Below are 26,457 nucleotides of genomic sequence, written 5' to 3' on the forward strand. Positions count from 1 at the left end.
TCCCAAACCCTCAGAGCCCGAGGCCCGCCTTGGCGATGATGTTGCGCTGAACCTCGCTGGACCCGCCGAAGATCGTCGCCGCCCGGGTGTTGAGGTAACGGGCGGTTGGCGTCAGCGCGTAGGCGGGCCCGACCACATCCTCGTTCGCGCCCATGCCGAGCGCGTGGCGCTGATCCACCGCCGCATATGGCCCGAGCGCCTCGGAGGTAAGTTGCGCCAGCCGCTGGATCGCCTCGCTCACCGTGAGTTTCAGGATCGATGCGGTGACGTTGCTGGTGATCTCACCCGTGCCACGGCTCGCGATCTGGCGCCGTTCCGTCCAGTCGATCGCGAGTATCTCGGTTTCGAGCCGCATGATGCGATGCCGGAAATCGGCATTGTCCCACAGCACGCCGCCATCGTCGTCGGGCTCGCTGCGCGCGATCCGTTTGAGGCTGGCAAGCTGCGCATTGAGGCGGCCGGCAGCAGAGCCGCCGCCGCGCTCGAACGTGAGAAGGTATTTGGCGATCGTCCACCCTTCACCTTCCGCGCCGATCCGGTTGCCGACCGGCACGCGGACATTATCGAGAAACACCTGATTCACCTCGTGCTCGCCCGACATCGAGACGATCGGCGTAACGGTGAGGCCAGGCGAATCGATCGGTGCGAGCAGGAAGCTGATCCCCGCCTGCCGCGGCCCTTCCCGCCCGGTACGCACCAGCAGGAAAATCCAGTTCGCCTCGTGCGCGTGCGTCGTCCAGATCTTGGTGCCGTTTATGACATAGTCGTCGCCGTCGCGCTCAGCGCGCGTCTTCAGCGACGCGAGGTCGGAACCGGCGCCGGGTTCAGAGTAACCCTGGCACCAGTAATGTTCGCCCGACAGCATCTTCGGCAGGAAGAAATCCTTCTGCTCCTGCGTGCCGAACTCCATGATGACCGGGCCGCATAATGCCAGCCCCATCGCGGGCAGTGTCGGCGTGCCGGCAAGCCCGCATTCGCGATCGAAGATGTAGCGCTGCATCGCCGTCCAGCCCGGGCCGCCATATTCCTTCGGCCAGGTGGGGGCGATCCAGCCCTTTTCGAACAGGATGCGATGCCATTCGCGCGCCAATGCGCCTTCGGCGAAAACGGCCGCCTGCTTCGCAGACGCCGCGCGCAACGCAGGCGTGAATTTCTCGGCCAGGAACTGGCGTACCTCGGTTTCAAAAAGCAGATCGTCGGGGGTTGGCGTGGTATCCATCGCTACATCCTCACTTGAGGTTGCCGGCATCGGCGACTAGCGCTGCAAACGCCTGCAGCCAGCGCGCGCCAGTGGCTCCGTCGATGACGCGGTGGTCGCAGGTGAGCGTCACGGTCATCATCCTGGCGACGCCGGGCGCACCATCCACCGGCACCACCCGATCCTCGACCGCGCCAACCGACAGGATGGCGCCATGCGGCGGATTCAGGATCGATCCGAAGCTGGACACGCCATACATGCCCAGATTCGATATGCAGAAGCTGCCGCCGTTATATTCGTCGGGTTTCAGCCGTTTACGTCGCGCTCGATCGGCAAGGTCACGCACCTCAAGGGCGATTTCGCGCGCCGCCTTCGTCTCGGCATCGCGCACGATCGGCGTGATAAGCCCACCGGGAATAGCGACCGCCACGGCAACATCGGCATGATGATGCCGGACGATGCCATGCTCGGTGAAGCTGGCATTCACGTCAGGCACCGCGACCAGCGCCTGCGCAACAGCCGCAATCAAAAGGTCGTTTACGGAAACCTTGCCCGCATCACCGGGGTTATAAGCCGCTCTCGCATCTATCAGCGGCTGCGCCGCGATATGCGCGACCAGCGGAAAGTGGGGAATGTCGCGCGCCGCCTCGGTCAGCCGTTTCGCCACCACCCGCCGCACGCCATCGAGCGGCGCGAGATCGTAACGCCCGCGCGCGATGCCAAGAAGCTCAAGCGCCTCCGCCTTGGGATCGTCCTGCGGCGGAATCGAGATCGGTGCTTGCGTCGCCATGACTCTTGCTACACAACATTTTGCATCACGCATCAACTTTTTTCGGAGAAGCCATGCGCTGGAGAATTGCCGCCCGCCCAAACGGACGGGCGCTGCGCCTCGATGACTATGAGCGCGACGAATCCCCCCTCGATCGGAAACCAGCGCCGGGCGAATTGAAAGTCCGGGTGCTCATGCTCTCCTGCGATCCCGCGCAAAAGGGGTGGATGGAGAATGCGGGTGGCTATGCGGCGCCGACCGAGATCGGCGACATCATGCCGGCGGGGGGAATCGGGCAGGTGGTCGAAAGCGCGGCGGAGGGCTTTTCGCCGGGCGACCTCATACAGGGCTCGCTCGGATGGTCACATGAGATGATCGTGCCCGCGAAGGGAATGCGCATCGTTCCGCGCGAACCGGATGCACCGCGCCTCAACCTGGGGCTGCTCGGATCGAGCGGGCTCACCGCTTATTTCGGGCTCACCCGCATCGGCGAGCCGCGCGCGGGGGACACACTTGTCATAACGGGCGCAGCCGGCGCGGTCGGATCAATCGTCGGGCAGCTTGGCAAGATCGCGGGCTGCCGCGTGATCGGCATCGCTGGCGGCCCGGACAAATGCCGCTGGCTGACCGACGAGCTCGGCTTCGACCATGCGATCGACTACAAGTCGGAGAAGGTGAAGCATCGCATCAAGGAGCTGGCACCAGACGGCATCGACGTTCTGTGGGACAATGTCGGCGGCCCGATGCTGGACGATCTGATGGCGCGGATCGCGCGCCGCGCACGCATCGTGATCTGCGGCGGTATCGCGCGGTATCAGCAGCAAGGGCGGCCACCGGGCCCCGGCAATTATTTCAACATCGTGTTCAAGAGCGCCCGCATGGAGGGTTTCCTGCTGTCCGACTTCCAGGGCGATATGGACATCGGCCGCGATCGGCTGAGACGCTGGCTCGCAGAAGGACGCATCATCCAGCGCGACGAGGTCGTGGACGGGCTCGAGAACGCGCCTGAAACGCTGATGCGGCTGTTTGCGGGCGACAATGTGGGCAAGCTCCTCATCAACGTGGCGGAGCCATCGTAAGCAAATGATCGCGATCGAATTCGTCCAGCCGGACGGCACGCGGGACAAGGTGTTCAGCCGCGAAGGATATACGTTGATGGAGGCCGCCGTCCGCAGCGGCGTGGCTGGCATATTGGCCGAATGCGGCGGCTCGTGCGCGTGCGCGACATGCCATGTGATCGTTGATCCCGGCTGGACTGAAACCGTCGGGCCGCCGAATTCGATGGAAGAGCAATTGCTCGAAATGCTGGATAACCGGCAAACGGCGTCCCGCCTCGGCTGCCAGGTGAAACTGAAGCAGGTTTTCGACGGGCTGGTAGTTCGGGTGCCGGCGATCGATTGACAGAGCGTGGTGCGTCGCTCCCCACGCGCAACGCGCGGGGAGCGATATCTCAGAACTGCACGCGTTTTGTGTAGCCGCCATCGATCACCACATTGGTCCCGGTCGTGTAAGACGACGCGGGGCTGGCGAGGAAAACGACCGTTCGCGCCACCTCTTCCGCACCGCCGAACCGGCCAAGCGCCATCTGCGCCTCGGTCGACTTGTAGAAGTCCGGCATGCCCGCTTCGATCTTCGACCAGTTGCCGCCATCGAACCTGATCGGGCCGGGCGACACCATGTTCACGCGGATGCCCTTCGGCCCCCATGCCTGGCTCAGCTGCTTGCCGTAAGTGATAAGCGCAGCCTTCAGCGCATTGAACGCCTGCGGCTGGATGAACGTTTCGAACGCGGCCGTGCTCGACATCAGGATGACCGATCCCGTGCCCGACTTTTCCAGATAGGGCTCGAGCGTCTGGCAACCTTCGACCGCGCCCTTCAGATCATATTGGAAGGTCATGTCCCAGTCACCCGTTCCGCCGGCGCCGGACGAGCTGACGTTGTGGACGAAGATATCCACGCCGCCCAGCGCCTCGGCGGCCTTCTTCAGCCAGTCGAGATAGCCGCCGGATGCCATGTCCAGGCTGTCCCCGATCACCTTGCCACCATGCTTCTCAAGCGCGGCCCTGGCCTCCGCCACCTGGGCTGCATCGCGCGAGAAGAAAGCGACATCGGCGCCCTCCGCCGCAAAGATTTCCAGTGCGGCGCGGCCAAGCCCACGGCTGCCACCGGACAGGATCACCTTCTTGCCTTTAAGTCCGAGGTCCATGCTCATTCTCCCTTCATGCGTTGGATGGCCGGCGCCTTCGCCCAATCGAGCCCGCGCCGCAGCAGCTCGTAATAAACGTCAAGTTCCCAGGAGCAGCGATCGACGGTGGGCCACCAGTCGCTCAGCGGCTGAAGATCATAATGCCCCCGGCAATGGCCCAGCGCGTTGTAGAGCACCGCGCCATCGCCGAGCGGGCGAAGATAGACGACCGGATGTCGTGCCCTGGCCCAGGTCGAATCCACGAAGCCGGGCGTCTCGCCGCCAAATTCGGTATCGAGCAGGACATGCAGATCAGCGCGCGGACGGCTGAGATATAGTTCGTCGGTCGTCTCGAATGGTTCGATCCCGGCGGAAACCGGATGCGTCGCATCGGCTATCTCGATCCTGAACGGCTCGATCGGCGGATGCGAGGCGAAGGCGGACCCGAGCGTTTCCATGAAATGCGGCGCCCAATCCGGTGTATCGACCAGGCCGTTTTCCAGGAAGCGCAGAATGGAGTTGGTGCCGTGCAGCGCATAATATCGGCCGCCCCCAGCGACAAAGGCGCGGATCGCTTCCTGCGCTTGCAGGCTCGGCGTGACATCGCAGGTGTAGCTGACCAGCAGGTCGCACGCCGCGATCGCCTCCACACATTCGAAATCCTCGAACACGCGCGTTCGCACCCGTTCGTCTTCGGCAAGCAGCTTGAGGAGCTCCAGCCGGGCGAAATCGATGTCATGGTATTTGCCGCCTGCGATCAGCACGCAATCGATGCGCCGCTGGTCAGGCTTCTGTTCCTCGGCCATTATCGCCCCCTTACCGGATCGGTGCCATCCCAATCACGATGCGCCGCGCGCATCATGGCAAAACCCTGCTTTCCGGCCTCGCCGATCTGAAGATATTCCATCACCGTGCCAGGGCCGCCGCCCGTATCGACATAGATCACGGCCCCGATGCCGCCGGGAAGCGTGCCTTCCTGAACCACCACGCCGCCCTGCTGCGCAACACGCCGGCGTGCCTCGTCGATATCATCGACCAGTACGCACATATGCTGGACGCCCTCACGGCCCTGCGCGCGCCATTCGGTGTACATCGATGGCGCGTCATTGTGCTGCCGGATCAGCTCGATCTGGATGTCGCCGAGATAACCGAGCGCCATCGAGAAATCGATATCGCTAGGCTGGCCGCGGAACTTCACATCCTCCAGCCTCACATGATGGTTCTCGAAGAACGGCCCGGCACCGAGCGACACCCAATGCGCCAGCGCCGCATCATAGTCCGCCGGGCAATAGGATAGCTGCATCACCGGCCCGAGCGCAGCGACGCTGTCGCCCACACCCGGCCCTTCGCGCAGGTCGCTCATTGCGCGGCCTGCATCGCTGCCATTACCGACGCCTGGATTTCGTGCTTCCACGGATTGCGACGGAGCGTGAGCCCGCCGTTCACCTGAAGGTTCTGCCCGGTCATGAAGCACTCGTCGGAGGAGAGCCAAACGGCCGCTGCGGCGATATCGTCGGAAGTGCCGACGCGCCCCAGCGGATAGCTTGGCACGAACGCTTCCCACAGCCCGGGCGTCTTGCCGTTCGCCGCCGTCATCGGCGTTTCCGTGAGGCCGGGAGAGATCGAATTCGCCTTGATCCCGCGATCGCCGAACTCGTTGGCGATACAGCGGATGACGTGATCGGTCCCCGCCTTCGTCCCCATGTAGGCCGCGTGATCGTTGAGCATGATCGTTGCGGTGGCGGAGGAAATCTGGATCAGCGAGCCACCATTCCCCATCGCCTCGATCATCGACTGGAAGAACAGAAAAGGCCCTTTGAACTGGAGGTCGCCGATCTGTTGCAACTCCTCCGCGGTTGTTTCCAGGAACGGTTTCAGCAAGCCCCAGCCGGAGGCGTTGATCGCGATATCTACGCCGCCCATCTGCTCAACCGCGGATTTAGCCAGCGCGTCATTGTCGGCCTTGCTGGTGATGTCGCAGGTCGCCATGAACGCCTTGCCCGGATGCGCGGCGACGAACTGCTCGAGGAATTCTTTCTTCCGCCCGGCGACCAGCACGCTGGCACCCTCGGCGATCAGGCGGTGGCCGATCACCTGCCCCATATTGTCCTTGCCGGCGGCGCCGAGCACGACCGCGCGCTTGCCCTGAAGCCTCATTATCCCTCTCCTCTCGATATTATCCGATCGTGCGATCGGACGGCCAGAACGGCCGACGCAACTCGCGCTTGTTGACCTTTCCCATCGCGTTGCGCCCGACGCTGTCCACCAGATCGATGCTGCGCGGGCGCTTGTAACCGGCCAGCTTTTCGCGGGCGAAGGCGAACAGCTCGTCGCTCGTAACCGCGCTGCCTGGCTTCATGACCACTAGTGCCTTGACCTCCTCGCCCATATCGGCGCTGGGCACACCGACCACCGCCACATCCTCGACACCGGGATGGGCGATCAGCACCTGTTCGATCTCGGCGGGGTAGATGTTGACGCCGCCGGAAACGATCATGTCGGACGAACGGTCGGTGATGAACACATAGCCTTCGTCATCGACATAGCCGATCTCGCCAAGCGTAAAGACACCGGGCGCGATGTGCGCGGCAGCGGTTTTCTCGGGATCGTTGTGATAGATGATGCCGCGCCCGGTGGGATCGCGGAAATAGAGCTGGCCGATCTGGTTCGGGCCGAGCTGTTCACCATCCTCGCCGATCACCACCATCTCGAACGGCGGCATCGCTTTCCCGACCGAACCGGGTTTGCGCAGCCATTCTTCCGACGAGATCATGTTGGTCGATCCCGCCTCCGTCGCACCATAGGCTTCGAGCAGGACCGGCCCCCACCAAGCGATCATCGCATGCTTCACATCGACGGGGCACGCCGCCCCGGTGTGCGACACCAGCTTGAGGCTGGAAACATCATATCGCCCCCGCACTTCCGCAGGCAGCGCCAGCAGACGCTGAAAATGCGTCGGCACCATCACGGAAGTCGCGACGCCGTATCGCTCGATATTGACCAGGATCTGCTCCGCATCGAACCTCGGCATCACGACCAGAGGTCGTCCGCCACCCAATTGACGCATCGAGCCGAGCGGCCCGGTATGGTAGTTCGGGCCAACGAGAATCCCCGGCCCCGGCGCCCCCGCTGCAACCTGTTCCTCCAGCACGGCGAACAGCCGCGCAACATCATCCTCGCGCGGGAACATGTTGGGGGGCGTCTCCGTGCCCTTTGGGCGGCCGGTCGTGCCCGAGGTGTAATGCATGTACGGCAAAGGCCGCATGTGCGTGGGCGGCTCCGCACCGCTCGCGCCCGCCAGCCACTCGTCCCATGAGTGCAGGCCCGCGATCTCGCCGCAGCGCCAGCCAATCACCCGTTCGATGCCCACCGCCTTCGCCGCAGCGAGCCCCGCCTCGGCGGTCTCCGGCCCGACGAACAGAAGCCGTGCGCCGCTGTCCTTCAGGATATAGGCGAGTTCTTCGGCGGTGAGGTGGAAGTTCGCCGGCACGCCCGATACACCCGCGTGAAGCAGCGCCAGATAAGCCAGCGCCATCTCGGTCGAATTATGCGCAAAGACCGCGGCGCGTGGTGGCCCTGCACCGAAATCTTCGCCAAGCAGCGCGTTGGTCGCGCGGTTCATGATCGGGTCCAGCGCGGCCCAGGTCAGCGTCATCCGGCCGTCGGTCACGGCCATCGCATTGCCCTGAATTTTGGCGCGGTTTGCGGCGGCAAGCGACATTTTCTCTCCTGTCAGGCGGCGCGCCACGCCTCGGCCTGGCCGAGCGCGGTGCGGAAATGTGAAAGGCAGCGCCAGATGCAGAAGGCGCCGATCGGATAATTTACCGCAGCCATCAGCGCGAGCGTGCCGCCAAGCGACTGGCCGTGGAAAACCTGATCGCTGATGAGCCCGCCCAGCAGCGGCCCGAACGAATAACTGAGGAAATTCACGATCACGAAGTAGAGCGCCATCACCTGCCCGCGCAGCTCATTCGGCACGATCAACTGCAACGCCGCCGCGCCCAGCCCGTTGGGCCAGCCCATGAAGAATACCGCCGCCGCGACGAGTGTCATCGCCAGCGCGTAACCTGGCACGAGGAACGCGGCGACACCCAGCGGGATCAGCAACAGTGTAGCGCCGAGCACGAGCCGCAGCGTCGCATCGGTGCGCCCGAGGCGCATCATCCGCGCGGCGACCTCGCCGGCAAAGATTCCCCCGCTGGTCCCCAGCAGCAACGCGATGAGACCGAAGGTGAAACCGACCTGCGCGCGGCCCGCACCATGTTCGCGCAGGAAGAACTCCACGACCCAATAAAACAAGGCCCAGCCCTGCATCGCCAGCGCGGTGAAGCCAATGAAGTGATAGGCGAGAAACCGGCGGCGTCCGGCGAAGAACCGCGCCGCCTCCGCCACCGTCATTCCGGCGGCATCCGTCTTGAGCCGTCCGCTTCGCAGCGGTGATTTGATCGTCAACGTCGCGACGGACAACAACAAGCCGGGCGCACCGACTATGACGAACATCGCCTGCCACGATCGCATCTGGCCAAACACGGGCAGCGCGATGTGCGGCAGCGCCTCCAGATGGCTCACGATCGCGCCGCCCAACAGATTCGCAAGCCCGAGGCCGATGAACGGCGCAGCGCCGAATATTCCCATCGCCAGCGGCAGCCGCGAGCGATCGAAATAATCAGATAACATCGATATCGCGGCAGGAGACAGCGTGGCTTCGCCCACCCCGACGGTCGCACGCGCCACGAATAGATGCGTGAACTTCGTGGCAAACCCGCAGGCCATCGTGGCCAGGCTCCAGAAGAAGATACCCAGCCCGATGATCCTGCGGCGATTCGCCCGATCCGCCAGCCATGCCATCGGGATCGTCAGGACCGTATAGAAACAGGTGAAGGCCAGCCCGCCCAGCAGGCCCATCATCGTGTCGCTGATGCCGAGATCGCGCTTCATCGGCCCGATCATCACCGACAGGATCTGCCGGTCGATAACCGATACGGTTGAGGCCAGCGTCAGAAAGCCGCAGACATACCACCGGTGAAAGACGGTGCCCTGCGAACCATGCGCCGATATTGCCGCAACATCGGCGCCCGGAAGGACGACGACGCTCACCGATGCGATCCCGCGGTGGCGGAACGGGAAAGCAGGCAGATAATCACGAACTCACGCCCTCCTCTCGCCCGGATGCATCAAATCATCCGGCGACCCGCGGTGCGCGTCGCCGGTGTCTGGCGTTTCGAAATCGCCCGCGTCAGCGCGCGGCGGCCGCAGCCTGCTCGATGCCTTCGGCCATCACCTGATCGAGCATCTGTTGCATCTTTCGGATGCGCAGCTCGGCATATTTGCCGAAGTGCAGCACGCCGGTTGCCGACGCCTCCATTCCCGTCTGGACGTGCGGGAGATTGCTCATGTCCTGTTCGAACACCGCCGCGAGGCCCGCCGACATTCCGCTGTTCGGCGCCAGTTCGACCATGCTTTCGTCGACACCGATCTCGAACACCGGCGATGGCTTTGGCCGCGGCTTACCCTTGGGCACGCGCTTGAGCATGTAGATATCCATGATCGAGGTCGTGTGATCGTGCCCGTTCGGCCGCCAGCGATACGTCAGGTTCGGCATGAACCCGGCCCAGAAGCTCATATGCGGGAAAACATTGTAAAGAAGCGCATCCACCATCTCTGCGTCGGAGGCGTGGCTGTAATCGTGGCCATCCTCGGCGGAGAGCGTCTTGCGGGTGACCTCAGCCATAAAAGTCCGTGCGGTTTCACCGTCCGGCACCTTCATCTCCCCCGGCTTGGCGCCGGCCCCAGCCGCCGATCGCGAGCCCACGCCCAGCAGCGCTTCGACAATCTCGTCCTCGCTGTAATCGCGCTGGTTGAACGGGCTGGGCACCATCTGCGCGGAGAATTGCCGCGTCACATAGTCCGACAGGATATCGTACTGGCTATTCACGTCTGCCAGATAGGGCAGAAGCTGCGGATGCGTGGTGATCGCGTGGTGGCTTTCCATGAACGCCTCAGCCGCCGTTTTCCAGTTACACGGCACGATCTTCTGCACGTGGAAATGGATGTAGCGATCCTCGTTCTCGTACCGTGCGAAATGCTCCTTGATCGGCCCGAGCACCTCGTCCAGCGGAACGGCGTTGCGATCCATGTTGATGAACACGAAACCCGCCCAGGTGCCGACGAGCGCCTCAGGCAAGGATACGTCCGTGCCCTCCCATTGCGGGAAATCCCACGAGATCGGATTGTCCTTGAAACTGCCGTCAGTGTTCCAGGCGATGCCGTGATAAGGGCAGCGGAACTCGTTCTTGCAGCCGCCCAGGGTCGCCAGTTTGCGTCCGCGATGCAGGCACGAATTGTGAAAGGCACGGATCGCGCCATCCTGCTGTCGCACGACCAGCAGCGATTTCCCGGCGATTTCGTACACGAGTGTGTCGCCGGGGTTGGGGATCTCCTCCTCGCGGCATGCCATCTGCCAGATGCGCGGCCACAGGTATTTTTCCTCCAGCCGGGCGAAAGCGGGGTCGATATAGCGATCAACCGGGATAGCGTCGGTGCCAATATCGGGAACCGGGCCTTCGCGGAGATGCTCCGGAATAGGGCGCGTATCCCGCTCGAGGATTTCCTCGTAGGTTTCAGCCGGGTGACGGTCTGGGCGGAATTCTTTGGCCTGGACGTTCATGGATCACCTCTGACGCTTTTGCGTCATCCTCTCTCGCTAGAAACTAACACAATCTGCAATCTTGCCAAGTCTTATCGACCCTCCGGCACCCACGAGGCGCGCCCGCCGAGCACTACCGTCTCGCGCTCTATCGCAGCGCCGAGCGCGGTGGCCATTTCCGCGAAGTGCGCATGACTTCGCAAAGCGGCCAGGCCACGCTGGTATGATTCGAGATCCGGCAGCCGCCAAACGTCGATAGCGGTGTGGAGGCGCCCGGTGATCTGCTCGATCGCCGCGACCAGGTGCCACCCCTCCGCCTCGACGATCGCGACCAACTCGATCATCGTCGCGCGAAACCGCGTGAGATCGGCCGGCCGCAGTTCGAGGGTGGATTGCATGTAGATCGTCATTGCCCCTCCCCGGTGAGCCTGAGCAATTGCTTGCCGACGTTCGCGCCCGAGAACAGGCGCATCAGCGTGCGCGGCGCGTTCTCGAACCCTTCCTGAATATCCTGGCGCGCGATCAGTCGGCCATCGGTCAGCCAGTTTGACAGGCGCTTGCGGGCGACGGGAAACTCCGCCTCGTAGTCATTGAGAAGGATGCCCTGCATCGTCGCACGCTTGAACACGAGATTGAAGTAGTTCGCCGGCCCGACCGGCATCCCGCCGGTCTTGGAGCGCGATATCCCGCCGCAGATCACAACGCGCGCGTGGAGTGCCAGATGGGCGAGGATATCATTCAGGATTATGCCGCCGACATTGTCCCAGACGATATCCGCGCCATCGGGCGCCAGCCGTGCCAGCTCAGCACCGATATCCTGAGATTTATAGTCGATCGCCGCGTCGGCACCGAGTTCACCGGTCAGCAACGCGCATTTCTCTGCTCCGCCAGCGATGCCGATCACGCGGCAGCCAGCGATCTTCGCCAGTTGGACCACGATCGCACCGACGCCGCCGGCCGCGCCCGTCACCACCACGGTGTCGCCGGGGAACGGACGCCCGACATGCTTCATGCCGAAATAGGCGGTGAGCCCGACCACGCCGAGCACGTCAAGCTGCGCGGAGGGATGGGCCTCGCCTTCCAGAGACTGGAGTTGATCGCCGGGCAAGGTGGCATATTCCTGCCAACCGAACGGACCCAGCACCTTCTCGCCAACCTTCAGATGCGGCGTCCGGCTTTCCAGAACGGTGCCGATGCCCGATCCCCGCATCATGTCGCCGATCTCGGTGCGGGCGACATAGCCGCCGATATTCTCCATCCAGCCTTTCATCGCGGGCTCGAACGCCAGCATATCCACCTGAACGAGAACCTCGCCCTCGCCCGGCGACCGAACCTCGCTCTCCGCAAGTGCAAAGTCACTTTCGTTCACATCGCGCCCGGCAGGCCGCCCGGCGATCGTCCAGCGGCGATTGATTCGGCTCATGCTCTCTCCTTTTGCCAACCTAATGCCGTGATTTGCGGAAAAGATCGACAACTTTAACACGCGCGGCATAATAAGCGGATGCAACTGCTATCGCTCGCCGCCGGCGTCCTGCCAGAACACATGCCGCAAACCACCGCCCGCGCGGCCGCGGCGGCCGGTTATGATGCGACGGGCGTGTGGGTCGATCTGGCGAGCTGGACAGATGGGACGACCCGCGAGTTGAAGGCGGTGCTGGCCGATCACGCGCTTCTCGCGCTCGATGTGGAGGTCGTCTGGCTGATGCCCGGTCCACCCGAAGACAACCATCGTCGCATCGTCGATATCGGGCGAGAGATCGGCGCCGCGAATGTGCTGTGCGTCAGTTCCGATCCGGACGATGGCGCGACCGCGGCAAAGCTGGCGGCTTTGTGTGAGCATGCCGCCGGCGACATTCGAATTTCCTTGGAGTTCGCGCTGTTCACCGAGGTGAAGTCCATCGCGCAGGCAAGTGCGATCCTGCGCGCGGTTGGCGATCCCGCAATTGCGATGCTAATCGACCCGCTGCATCTTGCGCGCTCGGGCGGCACACCTTCCGATGTCGCGGCGTTACCCGCGAAATGGCTGCCTTACGCGCAATTCTGCGATGCCGGGCCGCTGACCTTCGACACTGACGATCGCACCGCGATCATCGAGGAGGCGGTCGACCGGCGGTTGCTGCCCGGTGAGGGCATATTGCCGCTTCGAGAACTTGCTTCGGCGATGCCGCCGGCACTGCCGCTGAGCATCGAGCTTCGATCGAAAGCCTTGCGCGATGCCTATCCCGATGCCGAGGATCGGGCACGGGCCGTACTGGCGGCGACCACCCGCTTTTTCGATACTAACTGAGGGAATAGCGATCATGGATCTTGGCTTGAGAGGAAAGCGCGCGCTGGTTGCCGGATCGAGCGCCGGCATGGGGTTTGAGGCGGCGCGCGCCCTTGCGGCCGAGGGCGCAACGCTCGTCATGTCGGCGCGCGGCGAGGAGCGATTGCACGACGCGGCGCGACGACTGGCCGCCGATACCGGCGCCACCATCAACGCGGTGGTCGCCGATCATGGCTCACCGGAAGGCCGCGCGCGATTGCGCGAGGCCTGTCCCACGCCCGACATATTGATCGTCACCTGCTCGCCGCCCCGTATGACCGACGGATTCGATGACGTCGAAGCGGAAGAGTGGATGGAAACGCTGGAAACCACCCTCGTCGGCCCGATCGAGCTAATTCGCATGATGCTCGGCGGCATGGTGGGCAGACGCTTTGGCCGGATCGTCAATATCGGAACCGGCGCGGCCAAGAACCCGCACGTCATGCGCTTGCTGTCAGGGCCTGCCCGCGCTGCGCTCGCCAATTACTCGGTGGCGATCTCGAAGCGGCTCATACGTGACAACGTGACCATCAACAGCATTCTGCCAGGCATGTTCGACACGCCCGGCTCACGCACCACCTTCGAAGCGCGCGCGGCAAAAAACGGCACAAGCTACGATGAGGAGGTGCGGCGCTTCATCGACTCGATCGGTATCCCGGCAGGGCGCTTCGGCGATCCCGCCGACATCGGAGGGTTCTGCGCGATGCTGTGCGGGCGTTACGGCAGCTTCATCACCGGGCAGAGCATCGTCATCGACGGCGGGCTGACGAACAGCGTCTTCTGACGCGAGCTACTCCGCTGCTTCCTGCAACGGCAAACCGTCAAGCCGTGGATCGTTCGGCACGATCCAGTCGGGGCCGATCACGGGCGAGACGCGCAACTCCGCGGGGATCCGCTCGGCCCCGATCATCGCGTCGGCCTGCTGATGCCAGTGATAGATCCGCGCTTCCTGATAGCTGAGCGGGACGCCTTCGAAGCCATAGCTTTCCTGGCTTTTCTGGATCCACTTGCCGAATTCCGTATCCTCCTCCAGCACGCTGTTGAGATAGGTGATCGTGGCGTCCCAGAAGGCCGGGCGCGGCCCTTCACCCCAATCAGGCCCGAACCACCAGACTTCCATCTTGGATCGGGTCGGCCCGTTCGGCCAGAAATTCAGCACGAAATACCCGGTTGGTCCCAGCGGAGAGACCCAGTTCGGGAAGAGGTTGTAGGATTGCGTGCAGGTGCGACCGATCTCGCCCACGCCATCGATCTCAGGTCGCGGGCAATCGCCGACATTGGCGGCGCGATAATTCTCACCTTCCTTCTTTTCCCAGCCGGGCGCGATCATACGGCCATGGCCATGGGGATAGAGGCTGTTCACGTTCCGGCGATGATCCAGCCCGAGGGCAACCGTGGAGGGATGGATATTGGGGACATGGTAGACCTCCATGTTCGCCTCCATCGCGATCTTCCAGTTGCAGTCGAGATCCCAGACGTAATGATCCACCAGCCGGGTCGCGTCGAAACGGAATTCCGCCCACTCATCCGAGATCGGCCCAAGCCATTCGGCAAGCGACGGCGCATCCGCGCTGAAATTGACGAAGATCAGCTTGCCATATCGCTCGCACCGCACCTGGCGCAGCGAACGACAGGAAAAATCGAGATCAACGAAATCCTCCGGATCGCGGACGGATACGAGCTTTCCCTCGTCATCATAGACCCATCCGTGGTATTTGCAGGTGAGCCGCGCGCGCCGCCCGCTCTCCTGCGTGACTACCGGCGCGCCGCGGTGACTGCACGTATTGTAAAAAGCGTTGACCTCTCCCGAACGCGCATGGACCAGAACGATCGGCTGGCCCGCGGCTTCCCACAGCTTGAAACAGCCGTGCTGCGGAATCTCGTCCATATGACCGGCAAACAGCCAACTTTTCCGCCAGAGCTGATCGCGCTCAAGCTCGGCGAAACGCGGATCAGTGTAACGACCGCCCGGCACGTCGGGCAGCCTCGGAAACGTCGGCGGCGGTGCCGCGCGCGCCGCTTCATATTCCATCAGCGCCCGCAACTGATCGACCGTCGCCTGATCCATCGCTTCACTCCCGCCTATTCGGCCGCCTGCAATTGCGGCCCGGTGAACAGGCCGGCGAGGTCATCGTCATCCGCCGCAATGATGCGATCGGTCCATTTGTGGAAGGCTTGCGCGCCGCCCTCGTTACGGCCGAAAAGCACCTTGTCGAGCGTGCCGTGATCCAGCGCGCGCTGCTGGCGCAGGCCAGTCGCGTAATCCTCATCCTTCACGACCGTTTCAAGGAAGGCGAATTGAGCGTGCGCGGCCTCCTCCTGCTCTTCCGTCGGGCGGCGCTCCATCAGATACATCTGACGCGTCCAGGACTCGCCGACCTCATCGCCGGGCAGAAGCTGCGAGATCATCACGCCGCGCCCGCCGCCGTTGAAACTGGCGATCGAGATACACGGGAAGATCGTCCACACCCCGTTGAGCACGAGATCGTCGGACCATTGTTCCTCGGGAAGATCGGCAAGCTCGCGCGCCGCACGGTCGGGCGCGACGAGTCGCTGATGCGGGCCCCAGGCGTGATAATGCGCGCGGTTGCCGAGCATGTTGTTCGCGTTCAGCGTGTCTTTGTGGAGCACCGGCAGGTGATAGAAATCGAGATAGCCGTCATAGGCAATCTTCCAGTTCGGCCCGCGCAGCACGCGGCTGGAAAAGAAGAACCAGTCCTTGAAGTTGAACGCCTCCAGCAGCGCATCATAGCCGGACAGAAAATCGTCAATATCCAGCTGCAGCTTCGGATCGACGCTGCCGAAAATCAGCCCCGCGCGCTCGGCCACGGGCAGCGCAGTGAGGCCAAGGCACGATTTATCAACCTTGCCGAAATCGCTCGCCGCCGCGACCGCGATCAGCTCGCCCTGCTGCCCGAAGGTCCAGCCATGGTAGGGGCAGACGAAGCGTTTTGCGTTGCCGGTCGGATCGACCGCGACATTCGTGCCCCGGTGAGTGCAACTGTTGATGAACAGCCGAACCACCCCATCCTGTCCGCGTACCAGCAGCAGCGGGATCCCCGCGACTTCCATCGTCTTGAAGTCGTTCGGACTTGGGATCTCGCATGAAGGCGCAAGCATCAGCGGCAGGCGCTTGAAGATGCGGTCGACCTCCAGCTTGAAGCGGCCGGGGTCTGTATAATTTTTCGCCGGCACCTCAAGCACGTCGTCAACGAGTTCGAACGTATTCTCACGCGCGTGTTTGACGCTGTGGCGCATCATTGCCGCGATCTCGGCATTCGCCATGGCTTTCATCGGGCGGCCCTCTCCTGCAAATGTAGCAAGTGTTATACCTTCTTCGTCGACGTCGCGTCAATTCAGATCGTGGCGCCGCCGTCCACCACCATCGCCGCGCCGGTGACAAACTTCGACCGCGCGGAGGCGAGATAGAGCACCATCTCGGCGATATCGTCCGGCTCGCCGATGTGCCCGATCGGATGGACGGCGACGAAGCCCTCCATCAATTCCCGCGGATTCGGAACCTGCGCCATGACCTTGTCGAGCATCGCGGTCCGGATGACGCCCGGGTGGACCGAATTGACGCGAATGCCCGTGCCCGTGGTCGCGCAGTGCATCGCGATCGATTTTGTCATCAGCGTCACGCCGGCCTTCGCCGCATTGTATGCGACCAGGTTCGCCGACGCCTGAAGACCCGCTATCGACGCGATATTGACGATCGACCCCCCGCCCGACCGCGTCATCAGCGGTATCGCGAGCTTGCAGCCGATGAATGTGCCGACCAGGTCAACATCGAGCGTGCGGCGGAACCCGGCTAGATCCATTTCCTCGACCGATCCCATCAGCGTGATACCGGCATTGTTCACCAATATGTCGAGCCTGCCCTGAGATCGCTCCACGGCGTCGATGGCAGCCGTCCAGTCGGCCTCACTGGTTACGTCATGGCGAACGAACGTCCCGCCAATCGCGCCCGCCACCGCCTCGCCGGTCGAGACCTCGATATCGGTCACGACCACGCTCGCGCCCGCCTCAGCGAGCTTGCGCGCCGCTGCTTCGCCCAGTCCCGCCGCCGCGCCGGTGACCAGTGCGACCTTGCCCTGCAACTCCATGTTTCACTCCCCTATCGCGCGACTGGCTGTTCGTCGGGTCCCGGCGCGTCATCCGGCACCGAGACGGTGATCCACCCATCCATTTCTTTCACCGGGAACGTGCGCAGCGGTCGATAAAGGCTGCCGATGCACTTGCCGGTGACGGTGTCGAACCGCGCGCCGTGCGCCGGGCACATCAGCACCCCGCGACGCACGCGCCCGCCTGGCGCGAACGCGGCCGCCGCATGCGTGCAGCGGTTGATCGTGGCGCGTACGGTTCCCTCGCTGCGCACAAGCAGCACGGGCCAGCCACCAATCACCACCGCCTCGATCCCACCTTCGCGCAAGGCGGCACTTTCCAGCGCCAGATTGATTGCCCTCTCCCCGAATCGATTGCGCGTGTCAGTATTGACCGGACCCTCCCCCTCTGCAAGCCTTGGAGGTGAGGAGAGAATGGATGAAACAGGATGACCGCGATCTGATACTTGTCGATCGCCCGGCGGAAGCGGTGCTGCGGCTGACGCTGAACCGCCCCGAAAAGCGCAATGCGCTGTCGAACAGCCTGCGGCACCGGCTCTTCACACTGCTGGAGGATGCGGATCGCGATTCCGAAACCCGCGTCACGATCATCCGGGGAGCCGGCACCTGCTTTTCGGCCGGCTATGATCTTGGCGGCGGGACAGCGCCGCCCTTTCCCTATCACACCGCCCCCGGCGCCGGTCACTGGCCGCGCCACGTTGTCGAGGGCGCATTCCGCATCTGGGATCTCGCCAAGCCGGTGATCGCACAAGTCCACGGCTGGTGCCTGGCCGGCGGCTCCGAACTCGCGACCGCGTGCGACCTCGTTTACGTCGCCGAAGATGCGCAGATCGGCTATCCGCCGGTGCGGATGATGAGCCCGCCCGACAACCAGTTTCACGCCTGGTTGTGCGGGATGCGCGCAGCGATGGAGATGATGCTCACCGGCGATGCGATCGACGGGCTGGAGGCGGTTCGCCTCGGGTTCGCCAACCGCGCCTTCCCGGCTTCCGAGCTGGACGCTGCGGTCGTCGAGCGTGCCGAGCGGATGACGCGCATCCCCACAGACGTTCAGGCGATGAACAAACGCTCGGTGCATCGGGCAATGGAAATAATGGGGCTGCGGGCAGCGATTCGCGCCGGCACCGAAATACAGGCGCTCGCCATGACAACCGAAACCAGCCAAGCGACCTTTGCCAAATTCCGCGAAAACGTCACCCGCGCCCTCGATGCGCGCGATGGCCTGTTCGGCGATTATCGCACGACGACCTCGTCTTCGGTCGAGGAGAAGCAGCAATGATGGACGATATTCGAGTGGTGCGGGAAGGAGCCGTTGGCCACATCGTTCTGGCGCGCGGCAGCGGCAACACGATCCGCCCCCAGACCATGCGCGAAATCGGCGCTGCCATCGACGAATTGGAGGCTGATCCCGCGATCCGCTGCCTGATCCTGCGCGCGGAAGGGAAGCATTTTTCGGCAGGCGCCGATTTCGCCTTTCTGGATGCGCTGGTGGAAACGCCAGCCATCGATGTGCAAACCCAGGTCTACGCGCATTTCCAAGGTGCGGTCCGGCGCTTCTATGCCTGCGCGAAACCGACGATCGCGCTGGTGCAGGGGGCCGCGGTCACCGTCGGCTGCGAACTGGCGCTGGCGGCGGATTTTCGCGTCGCTTCCGAGGATGCGATGTTCCAGGAAAGCTGGATCAGGCTCGGCATCATGCCGCCGCTGCGCGGCACGTTTCTGCTTCCGCGTATCATCGGCATGGGGCGTGCGGCCGAGATGTGCCTGCGCGGCCGCGCCGTGCGGGCGGAAGAGGCGATGACGATCGGTCTGGTCGGCGAAGTGGTCGCTCGCGACGCCCTCATGACGCGCGGTAACGAACTGGCGCTTGAACTGGCCGCGGCAGCGCCACTTGCCTATGCTGCTGTAAAGCGGGCGCTCCACCGCGGCCTTGAAACGAGCATGGAAACGGAGTGGGCGGCGAACCTGCCAACGCAAGCGATACTGCTTGGCAGCGACGATTTCCGGGAGGGCCTGTCATCTGCGAAGGAGCGGCGGGCGGCGGCATTCGTCGGCCGCTAGTCGCACGGGCTCAATCGGGATCGCTGCCGGCTATGCTGATCGTGACGCGCGTATAATCATTCTGGCGGAAAAGATTGGCGACCTCGATCGCCGATCGTTCATCATCGGCGCGCAGGACCAGTATGGCACCGGTTTCGTTCGTGGCAGACACGATATAGTCAGCCGTCATTTCCCTTGTGCTGGTCAATCGGATCAATCCCTATCGAAAGAATACTCAAAGACGCGGGTTTCGAGATCAGCCAGCCCCCTCCGCCGGCTCCCATAGTTCAAGCGGGTTCCCTTCCGGATCATGGATGCGCGCGAAGCGACCGATTTCAGGCGCATCCCAGTTCGGATCGGTTTCAACCGCTACGCCGGCCAGGCGTAGCGAGGCCAGCAAGGTATCCAAATCCGTGACACGAAAGTTCATCATCCACTGCTTGTTGCCCGGCCAGTAATCCGTGTCATGCGCGAACGGCATGAACACCGTGGGGCCGGCCTGCTGGTTCCAGTGCATCTGCCCCTCAACCGCTATGCCGAGGTGGGTGCGATACCATTTAAGCAACGCTTCGGGATCTTTGGCGCGGAAGAAAATGCCGCCTATGCCGGTCACAACCATGAGGCTCTCCTAACCAAACTGTCGGCAGGTTACCCTGGCCCGGGCAAAAGCCAAGCACAGGCCGGAGGGGAATGCGGGCTTGCCCCCTCGTGATCCAGCGCCCTAGTAGATGCCTCAGTCCGTGGAGACCCAAATTTTGGCAGCGGTATCGATCGTCCTGTTTCTTCTTCTGGCGGTCGTGGTCAGCGGCGCCTTGTCGAGAATGTTGCCGATTTCGATTCCGACCCCGCTGGTCCAGATCGCGCTCGGCGGGGTAGTCGGCCTGTCGACCTCTTATCGCGTCGAGCTCGAACCGGAGCTATTCCTTCTCTTATTTCTTCCCCCGTTGCTGTTCTTGGATGGCTGGCGCATCCCGAAGGACGAACTGCTCAAGGACGTGTCGACCGTGGTCGAACTCGCGCTTGGCCTCGTTCTCATCACAGTGATCGGCATGGGACTGTTCATCCACTGGATGATCCCGGCGATGCCGTTGGCGGTCGCCTTCGCGCTGGCGGCGGTGATCTCGCCGACTGATCCGATCGCCGTGTCGGCGATTGCGGCACGCGCGCCGATTCCGAAACGGATGATGCACATTCTCGAAGGGGAATCGCTGCTGAACGATGCCTCGGGCCTCGTTTGCCTGCGCTTTGCCATCGTGGCCGCGCTGACAGGCACCTTCTCCGCCGCGGGCGCGGCGCTGAATTTCCTTTGGGTTGCCGGGGCGGGTATCGCTGTGGGGGTCGGGCTTACGCTGACGGTAACCCGCGCCAAGGCATGGGTGACGAAGCACTGGGGCGAGGATACCGGCTCACAGATACTGGTGAGCCTGCTCATCCCGTTCGGCTCCTATATGCTGGCCGAACAGGTGCATGCCTCGGGCATCCTCGCCGCGGTCGGCGCCGGCGTCACGATGACCTTCGCAGAGATATCGCGTCAGGCGTTGCCGATCACGCGGATGCGGCGCAATTCGGTGTGGGATACGCTGCAGTTCTCGCTCAACGGGATCATTTTCGTGCTGCTGGGCGAGCAATTGCCGACGATCCTCGCAGGCGCGAGCCGCACGGTCGCTCTTACCGGGCATAGCTCACCATGGTGGCTCGCGGCCTACGCGCTCGCGATCGTCGCCGGATTGATCGTCCTCCGGTTCGTGTGGGTCTGGGCGTCGCTTAAACTCACTATCCTGCACAACCGTCTGCCGGACACAGATCCGCGCAGTCCCGACTGGAGACTGGTGGCGGCGATGTCTCTCGCCGGCGTGCGCGGCGCGATCACGCTTGCGGGCGTCTTGACGCTGCCGCTGGCGCTGAACGACGGCACCCCCTTCCCGGCGCGCGACGTGGCGATTTTCCTGGCGGCCAGCGTCATCATCGTCTCGCTCGTGATCGCCAGCATCGCGTTGCCGATCCTGTTGAAAGACCTGCGCATGCCGGCCGAGCCATCGAAGCAGGCGGAAGAAGATGCAGCACGCATTGCCACCGCACAGGCTGCGATCCGGGCGATCGAGCGCAAGCAGCACGACCTGGCGCAGAACGACAGCGAGGCTGATCGCTACGCCCAGATCGGCGCGCGTGTCATGGATCTCTATCGCGAGCGGATAGAGGGATTGAGCGGTGGACGCTCCGACGATCTTCGCTCGCAGGACCGCCTTTTCCGCGATCTGCGATTGACCGGGGTGCATGCCGAACGAGCGGTCCTGAGGAAACTGGCACAGGAGCGGACAATTGGCAGCGCCACTGCACAGAAACTGACACGCGAACTCGATCTCGCGGAGGCCCGGCATCGCGGATGACCGTCACAAAGCGTCGATCTGCTCCTCCAGCGCGGCGATGACGAGGGCGGGATAATCCGCTTTTCCCGTCGTCCGCGCGACCACCGGGAGGCCTGAGAGAAAGCCCGTAAGGCTGCAAATCATCAGCACAGCGCGCACCTGTGCACCTGCCTCACCGAGCCTTCCAGCGCTTGTCTGGGTTATAAGCTCTGTCGCCAGTTCGATCCCCGGCCGCCACAACTGCGCGTAGAGGATTTCGAACGCCGGGCCAGGGTTAGCGATCTCGCGCTGAACGAACAGGCTCCGATCGGGCGAGCCATGCGATGCGAGTAGAAAGCGCGCCAACGCCGCGAACAGCTGCTTCAGCAACGCGCGCGCCGCATCGGGCTCCAGCCCGTCGCGCAGCGCGGCCAATTTGACACCGGCGACAGCCCCCATCCCTTCCCGATAGCTGGCGACGATTTCATGGGCGCAGGCGAGGTACAAGCCGCGCTTGTTCCCGAAGTAATACGTAAGCGCCGGCAGGTTGACGCCGGCATCTCTGGCGATCTGCCGCGTCGTCACCGCGGCGAACCCGCTGCTGCCGAACGCGCCAAGTGCAACATCCAGAATGCGCGCGCGCGTTTCCTCACCCTTGCGATAGCCACCATCGGACGTGCGCGACGGCACGGCTGGTTTCGCCTTCATCGTCAATCGAACCTGATCACCACGCTTGAAAATATATCAGATGATATATATCTTGTGACCAAGAACGTCGAGAGAGGATGGCCGGTCATGACACGTGAGGCGCTCGATACCCTCTGGGCCAAAGTTGAATCACAACGCGCGCACGTGCCCGCCCTGTATGGCAGGGTGGATTTCCGCACGCTCCCGGAGCGGTTCGCGGGATCGCCGGGCGACGCCACATTGCTCACCGGCAAATACGCGGCTGAACGCGACAGGCTGCTGGCCGACCCGGATCGCATCGAATTCATGCGCGCTTACACGATGATGGGCGATGGCGTCGCGGATGCATATGCCGCGCTGATGCGCGAATATGGCTTCCGTCACCTGGTCGATATGCTGACCCGCGCCTGCGACGACGGGGTCGAAAACGTGCCGGATGCGCCACCCGAACTGGTCGATTTCATCCGCGCGATGGAGCGTATCCCCGACTGGCTGGACATGAGACTGGTGGAGGAAGGTGCGCGGATCGATCGCAATGCGGCCGCCAATCTAAGCCCGTTCGTGATACGTGGCGCGTTCATCGCGACCTTCATGAACAAATATGCTGCGCTGCCGATGGCGATCACCAATACGCTGTCGAGCGAGACGGCCGGAAAGCGCGTGAAAGAGACCGCGACTTTCTTCAGCACGTCGGTGTTGCCCGGCGCGCTCGAACGCTTCGGCCCCGGCTTCAAATCAGCGGCGATGGTGCGATTGATGCATTCAATGGTGCGCGCGAATGTGCTGCGCCGCCCGGCGGATTGGGACTGGAGCATCTATGGCTTCCCGATCCCGCAGGTCGATCAGATGCCCGCCGGGCTGATTTCGATATTCCTGCTGTCGTACAAGATGCAGGAAGAGGGGCGCGAGCAATTTACTCCCGCAGAACGTGCGCAAGTTGAACTGGCGCGTTACCGCTGTTTCCTGCTCGGGCTGCCCGAGGAACTGCTCGCCGATACGCCGCAAGGCATCGTCGACCTGATGAACGCTCGCAGTGGCACGTTGCGCGCAGGCTATGATGATGCCACTTGCGGCGAATTGCTCCGCGCGACGATGGCCGCAGATCTGCGCGCGGACGGCTCGCGTCGCGCACGCATCCACGATCGCTTCGAGCGCGCTTTCGCAAAACTGTTCTTCGTCAAGAATTTCATGGCCGGCGATAAAGCGAAGGCTGCAACAATCGGCGTGTACCTGACGGCGTGGGATACCATGTTGGCAGCGCTCGCGGGCATTTTCATCTACGCTCGCCTGCGCCTTTATGGCGTCGCCGAGCGGATACCCTGGTTGCGCGACTTGGCGGATCGCCGGCTCGTCGCGAAGATCAAGGCGCAACTCGCCAGCTATGGCCATGCCGAATTCACTACGGACGCCGCACGTTACAGGTCGTCACCGACGTCACTAGCGGCGGCGTAAAGCATATCGTCAAATATACGGGACTGGCGGCCCGCCCGCCGCTTGAACCGGCAGAAATGGGCGGGCCGGTTTATCAGGCCGTTGCGCGCTTCCTGCGCACGACCGTCTGTGCATTGGTATATTCAAGCAGCCCCTCGACGCCGCCCTCCACACCGACGCCTGACTGCTTCATGCCGCCGAACGCCGCGGTCGGCGAAAGATGCTGGGTCTCGTTGACCCAGACGGTGCCGCTCGCGATCCGCTGGGCGATCTCGAGCGCCTTGTCCTCGTCATGGCCCCACACCGATCCGCCGAGGCCATATTCGGTCGCATTCGCGCGGGCGATTACATCTTCATAATCGTCGAACTTCAGCAGCGGGAGGACAGGACCGAACTGTTCCTCCTGAACGATGCGCGCATCCTCCGGCGGATTGTCGAGGATCGTGACGGGGATGAAGTAGCCCGGCACGTCAGCCTTGTCGCCGCCGACCAGAAACTCATAGCCGTTGTCTTTCGCGTCCTGGATCAGATCAAGCACGCGCTGATATTGCTGCCTGTTGTTCAGCGGGCCGATCTGCGTTCCCTGCTCCGCGCCATCGCCGACCTTCACGGTCTTCGCATAGGCAACCAGTGCGTCGCGAAGCGGCTCATAAATGTCCTTGTGGACATACATGCGCTTGGTTGCGATGCAGATCTGGCCGTTGTTCCGGAACGCTGCCCAGAACAGTTCCTCGGCCACCTTCGCAACATCCACATCCGGCATCACGATCGCGGCGTCGTTGCCACCCAGTTCCAGCGTGACGCGCTTCAGCGTCGGCGCGGCGGACTGCATCACCCGTCTGCCGGTGGCGGTCGAGCCGGTGAAACTGATCTTGTCGAAGCCCGGGTGCGAGGTTATCCACGGCCCTAGATCGTCGCCGCCGGTAACGATGTTGAGCACCCCGGGCGGAAGAATTTCCGCTGCCAGCTCCCCGAACTTCAGCGTGGTAAGCGGCGTGAAGGGCGACGGTTTCAGCACCATCGTATTCCCAGCGAGCAACGCCGGCCCGATCTTGAACATCGCCAGAACCATCGGGAAATTCCAGGGTGCGATCGCGCCGACGACGCCGAGCGGGACATGCCGCGTCTCGCTGTACCGCTCATCGGAATCCTCGTTCACCGTAACCGGCAGATCGAGCCCGGCCGCGCCCAGCAGCCAATAGCCGGCGCCCATGATCTCGCCCTGCGCCTCGGCATGGGGCTTTCCCTGTTCCTTGGTGAGCAGGCGCATAAGCGGATCGACCTGTGCAAGAACCGCCTGACCGAGGGCGGTGAGTTTCGCCCTGCGTTCCGCAATCGGAGTGGCAGCCCAGCCGGAAAACGCACGACGCGCGGCATCGATTGCCCGATCCAAATCCTCGCGCGTTGCATCGGGCGCGGTGGCGAGCACCTCCTCAGTCGCAGGATTGACGACCTCGAACGTCGCTGATCCCCTCTCCAGCTTGCCGTCGATCAGCATGCGATAATCGTGGTCGAAGTTCACGCCGTCTCTCCTGAGTCTCTTTATCAACCGTACGTAACATATGTTACGGCAACAATACCACCTTGATGCATTCCCCCCGCGCCTGCGCCGCGACCGCCGCGTTGATCTCCGAGAGGGGGAACGTTGTGATCAGTCGATCGAAAGGAAAACGGCCGGCAGCGTGATGCGCCAGCAACTCCAGAATGAAAGTCTGCTGGTCGCTGTCGCCCTCGATTATGCCGATGATGCGATGGCCCGGCGTCATCAGTGCACCGATATTGACCGTGATCGCGGCGTTCATGTCCTTCGGCACGCCCACCAGCCCGAGCGCGCCGTGGCTGCCCAGCACGGCGAGCCCAGCCTCGATCACGCTCACAACGCCGGTAGTGTCGAACGCAAAATCCACGCCATCGGGCATGATCGCGCGGATCGCGGCTACCAGATCGCCCGCGCCCGGATCGATGACGTGTGTCGCGCCCAATTCACGGGCGAGTTCGCGCCGCGCAGCGACCGGCTCGACCAGCACGATCGGCGCGCAGCCACGAATCTTCGCCGCCATCACGGCTGCGAGCCCGACCGGGCCGCCCCCGAACACCACCAGGCTCGATCCGGCCGGACAGTTGAAGGTGCGCATGATCGCCCCCGCCCCTGTCTGGAACCCGCACGCCAATGTGCCGAGGATCGCGAGCGGCGCATCGCTTTCCACTTTAACCACGTTGCGCGCGCGGGTGATCGCCCGGGTCGCAAAGCTCGACTGGCCGAAGAAGTGCGACGAGACCCGATCGCCGCCCGAGGCATAAGCCGTCGATCCGTCCTCCAGGCGCATTCCCGCATAGTTCAAGGGGACGAAGCTGCGGCAGTAACTGGGCAGATTCTCTTCGCAGCGTGGGCAAATGCCGCAACTGGAAAAGCCGACGATGACGGTATCGCCCGGGGCCAACCCTTCGACACCCTCGCCAATCTGCTCGACCGTCCCGGCGCCCTCATGGCCGAATATTGCCGGAAAGGCGTAGGGCACTTGGTCGCGGAAGACGAGATCGGTGTGGCACAGGCCAACACCAGCGATCTTCACCAGCACCTCGCCCGCCCGCGGCCCGTCGATGCTCACCTCTTCAAGCACGAAATCCGTGTGGGGGCCGTGTGCGACGGCGGCGGTACAGGTCGTCATCCTTCCTCCTGACATCGATTTTGACGCAGCATCGCCGCATCGCGCACCCGAACGCAAG

28 protein-coding genes are annotated in these 26,457 nt (G+C 63.4%); 8 read left to right on the top strand and 20 right to left on the bottom strand.

Translation table 11 applies throughout. The annotated features are described in order from the left end of the window. Window positions 1-10: 10 nt before the first annotated feature. A complete protein-coding gene (locus tag FFS35_RS11945) occupies window positions 11-1,219 on the bottom strand; it encodes an acyl-CoA dehydrogenase family protein (protein WP_137787322.1) in 1,209 nt (402 codons plus the stop codon). A gap of 10 nt (window positions 1,220-1,229) precedes the next feature. Then, complete coding sequence (locus FFS35_RS11950) at window positions 1,230-1,988, bottom strand: 2-oxo acid dehydrogenase subunit E2 (RefSeq protein ID WP_171007609.1); 759 nt, start codon at window positions 1,986-1,988, stop codon at window positions 1,230-1,232. Between the two features lie 53 nt (window positions 1,989-2,041). Between FFS35_RS11950 and FFS35_RS11955 the strand changes: the two genes are divergently transcribed. Together FFS35_RS11955 and FFS35_RS11960 are read left to right on the top strand one after the other, a co-directional pair. Further along, window positions 2,042-3,046, top strand: a complete 1,005-nt coding sequence (locus FFS35_RS11955; RefSeq protein ID WP_137787324.1) for an NADP-dependent oxidoreductase — start codon at window positions 2,042-2,044, stop codon at window positions 3,044-3,046. Between the two features lie 4 nt (window positions 3,047-3,050). Beyond that, a complete protein-coding gene (locus FFS35_RS11960) occupies window positions 3,051-3,368 on the top strand; it encodes a 2Fe-2S iron-sulfur cluster-binding protein (RefSeq protein WP_137787325.1) in 318 nt (105 codons plus the stop codon). 49 nt (window positions 3,369-3,417) lie between these two features. Here the strand turns inward: FFS35_RS11960 and FFS35_RS11965 are convergent, their stop codons facing one another. The 9 genes from FFS35_RS11965 to FFS35_RS12005 form a co-directional block, all read right to left on the bottom strand. Next, window positions 3,418-4,173 carry an SDR family oxidoreductase gene (locus tag FFS35_RS11965; RefSeq protein WP_137787326.1) on the bottom strand — a complete coding sequence of 252 codons (756 nt, stop codon included), beginning with the start codon at window positions 4,171-4,173 and terminating at the stop codon, window positions 3,418-3,420. 2 nt (window positions 4,174-4,175) lie between these two features. Next, complete coding sequence (locus FFS35_RS11970; RefSeq protein WP_137787327.1) at window positions 4,176-4,958, bottom strand: ThuA domain-containing protein; 783 nt, start codon at window positions 4,956-4,958, stop codon at window positions 4,176-4,178. Beyond that, entirely contained in the window at window positions 4,958-5,515 is a 558-nt protein-coding gene (locus tag FFS35_RS11975; protein ID WP_137787328.1) for a VOC family protein, read from the bottom strand. The genes FFS35_RS11970 and FFS35_RS11975 overlap by 1 nt, the downstream gene beginning before the upstream one ends. Further along, window positions 5,512-6,312 carry an SDR family oxidoreductase gene (locus FFS35_RS11980; RefSeq protein ID WP_137787329.1) on the bottom strand — a complete coding sequence of 267 codons (801 nt, stop codon included), beginning with the start codon at window positions 6,310-6,312 and terminating at the stop codon, window positions 5,512-5,514. Before FFS35_RS11980 ends, FFS35_RS11975 begins: the two co-directional genes overlap by 4 nt. 16 nt (window positions 6,313-6,328) lie before the next feature. Further along, entirely contained in the window at window positions 6,329-7,873 is a 1,545-nt protein-coding gene (locus tag FFS35_RS11985) for an AMP-binding protein (protein ID WP_137787330.1), read from the bottom strand. Window positions 7,874-7,884: 11 nt separating this feature from the next. Continuing rightward, window positions 7,885-9,249, bottom strand: coding sequence for an MFS transporter (locus tag FFS35_RS11990; RefSeq protein ID WP_171007610.1), 1,365 nt, complete (start codon window positions 9,247-9,249; stop codon window positions 7,885-7,887). 139 nt (window positions 9,250-9,388) lie between these two features. Next, a complete protein-coding gene (locus FFS35_RS11995; RefSeq protein ID WP_137787332.1) occupies window positions 9,389-10,819 on the bottom strand; it encodes an aromatic ring-hydroxylating dioxygenase subunit alpha in 1,431 nt (476 codons plus the stop codon). A 71-nt stretch (window positions 10,820-10,890) separates the two neighbouring features. Beyond that, on the bottom strand, window positions 10,891-11,208 hold the full coding sequence (locus FFS35_RS12000; RefSeq protein WP_137787333.1) for a hypothetical protein: 318 nt from the start codon (window positions 11,206-11,208) through the stop codon (window positions 10,891-10,893). Next, entirely contained in the window at window positions 11,205-12,221 is a 1,017-nt protein-coding gene (locus tag FFS35_RS12005; RefSeq protein WP_137787334.1) for an NADP-dependent oxidoreductase, read from the bottom strand. Before FFS35_RS12005 ends, FFS35_RS12000 begins: the two co-directional genes overlap by 4 nt. A gap of 78 nt (window positions 12,222-12,299) precedes the next feature. Here FFS35_RS12005 and FFS35_RS12010 point away from each other — a divergent pair, with 78 nt between their 5' ends. Both FFS35_RS12010 and FFS35_RS12015 read left to right on the top strand, forming a co-directional pair. Then, window positions 12,300-13,085 (top strand): TIM barrel protein, encoded by a 786-nt coding sequence (locus FFS35_RS12010; RefSeq protein WP_137787335.1) that lies wholly within the window; start codon window positions 12,300-12,302, stop codon window positions 13,083-13,085. Between the two features lie 13 nt (window positions 13,086-13,098). Continuing rightward, complete coding sequence (locus tag FFS35_RS12015; protein WP_137787336.1) at window positions 13,099-13,887, top strand: SDR family oxidoreductase; 789 nt, start codon at window positions 13,099-13,101, stop codon at window positions 13,885-13,887. Between the two features lie 6 nt (window positions 13,888-13,893). On the opposite strand, the gene FFS35_RS12020 is transcribed toward FFS35_RS12015, so the two are convergent. The 4 genes from FFS35_RS12020 to FFS35_RS12035 all read right to left on the bottom strand — a co-directional run bounded on the left by FFS35_RS12020 (window position 13,894) and on the right by FFS35_RS12035 (window position 17,562). After that, entirely contained in the window at window positions 13,894-15,171 is a 1,278-nt protein-coding gene (locus tag FFS35_RS12020) for an aromatic ring-hydroxylating dioxygenase subunit alpha (RefSeq protein WP_137787337.1), read from the bottom strand. A gap of 14 nt (window positions 15,172-15,185) precedes the next feature. Further along, the gene (locus FFS35_RS12025) at window positions 15,186-16,397 is read right to left on the bottom strand and encodes an aromatic ring-hydroxylating dioxygenase subunit alpha (RefSeq protein ID WP_137787338.1); all 1,212 of its coding nucleotides are present in this window, start codon (window positions 16,395-16,397) and stop codon (window positions 15,186-15,188) included. Window positions 16,398-16,459: 62 nt separating this feature from the next. Next, window positions 16,460-17,209, bottom strand: a complete 750-nt coding sequence (locus FFS35_RS12030) for a glucose 1-dehydrogenase (protein WP_137787339.1) — start codon at window positions 17,207-17,209, stop codon at window positions 16,460-16,462. 11 nt (window positions 17,210-17,220) lie between these two features. After that, window positions 17,221-17,562 (bottom strand): Rieske (2Fe-2S) protein, encoded by a 342-nt coding sequence (locus tag FFS35_RS12035; protein ID WP_137787340.1) that lies wholly within the window; start codon window positions 17,560-17,562, stop codon window positions 17,221-17,223. An 83-nt stretch (window positions 17,563-17,645) separates the two neighbouring features. Here FFS35_RS12035 and FFS35_RS12040 point away from each other — a divergent pair, with 83 nt between their 5' ends. Further along, window positions 17,646-18,506, top strand: a complete 861-nt coding sequence (locus FFS35_RS12040; protein WP_137787341.1) for an enoyl-CoA hydratase-related protein — start codon at window positions 17,646-17,648, stop codon at window positions 18,504-18,506. Beyond that, window positions 18,503-19,288: an enoyl-CoA hydratase/isomerase family protein gene (locus FFS35_RS12045; protein ID WP_137787342.1), complete on the top strand. Its 786-nt coding sequence runs from the start codon at window positions 18,503-18,505 to the stop codon at window positions 19,286-19,288. The genes FFS35_RS12040 and FFS35_RS12045 overlap by 4 nt, the downstream gene beginning before the upstream one ends. A 10-nt stretch (window positions 19,289-19,298) precedes the next feature. Here the strand turns inward: FFS35_RS12045 and FFS35_RS20005 are convergent, their stop codons facing one another. Both FFS35_RS20005 and FFS35_RS12050 read right to left on the bottom strand, forming a co-directional pair. Further along, complete coding sequence (locus tag FFS35_RS20005; protein ID WP_171007611.1) at window positions 19,299-19,475, bottom strand: hypothetical protein; 177 nt, start codon at window positions 19,473-19,475, stop codon at window positions 19,299-19,301. Between the two features lie 48 nt (window positions 19,476-19,523). Further along, window positions 19,524-19,886: a VOC family protein gene (locus FFS35_RS12050; RefSeq protein WP_137787343.1), complete on the bottom strand. Its 363-nt coding sequence runs from the start codon at window positions 19,884-19,886 to the stop codon at window positions 19,524-19,526. Window positions 19,887-20,022: 136 nt separating this feature from the next. On the opposite strand from FFS35_RS12050, the gene FFS35_RS12055 reads away from it, so the two are divergent. Next, window positions 20,023-21,654 (top strand): Na+/H+ antiporter, encoded by a 1,632-nt coding sequence (locus FFS35_RS12055; protein ID WP_171007612.1) that lies wholly within the window; start codon window positions 20,023-20,025, stop codon window positions 21,652-21,654. Between the two features lie 3 nt (window positions 21,655-21,657). On the opposite strand, the gene FFS35_RS12060 is transcribed toward FFS35_RS12055, so the two are convergent. Further along, the gene (locus FFS35_RS12060) at window positions 21,658-22,320 is read right to left on the bottom strand and encodes a CerR family C-terminal domain-containing protein (RefSeq protein WP_137787344.1); all 663 of its coding nucleotides are present in this window, start codon (window positions 22,318-22,320) and stop codon (window positions 21,658-21,660) included. A 144-nt stretch (window positions 22,321-22,464) separates the two neighbouring features. Here FFS35_RS12060 and FFS35_RS12065 point away from each other — a divergent pair, with 144 nt between their 5' ends. Then, a complete protein-coding gene (locus FFS35_RS12065) occupies window positions 22,465-23,751 on the top strand; it encodes an oxygenase MpaB family protein (protein WP_212742201.1) in 1,287 nt (428 codons plus the stop codon). Between the two features lie 73 nt (window positions 23,752-23,824). On the opposite strand, the gene FFS35_RS12070 is transcribed toward FFS35_RS12065, so the two are convergent. Then, window positions 23,825-25,252: an aldehyde dehydrogenase family protein gene (locus FFS35_RS12070; RefSeq protein ID WP_137787346.1), complete on the bottom strand. Its 1,428-nt coding sequence runs from the start codon at window positions 25,250-25,252 to the stop codon at window positions 23,825-23,827. Between the two features lie 43 nt (window positions 25,253-25,295). Next, a complete protein-coding gene (locus FFS35_RS12075) occupies window positions 25,296-26,399 on the bottom strand; it encodes an NAD(P)-dependent alcohol dehydrogenase (RefSeq protein WP_137787347.1) in 1,104 nt (367 codons plus the stop codon). Between the last annotated feature and the right edge of the window lie 58 nt (window positions 26,400-26,457).

It is taken from the genome of Sphingomonas sp. 3P27F8 (assembly GCF_005502745.1).
Classification (GTDB): Bacteria; Pseudomonadota; Alphaproteobacteria; order Sphingomonadales; family Sphingomonadaceae; genus Sphingomonas.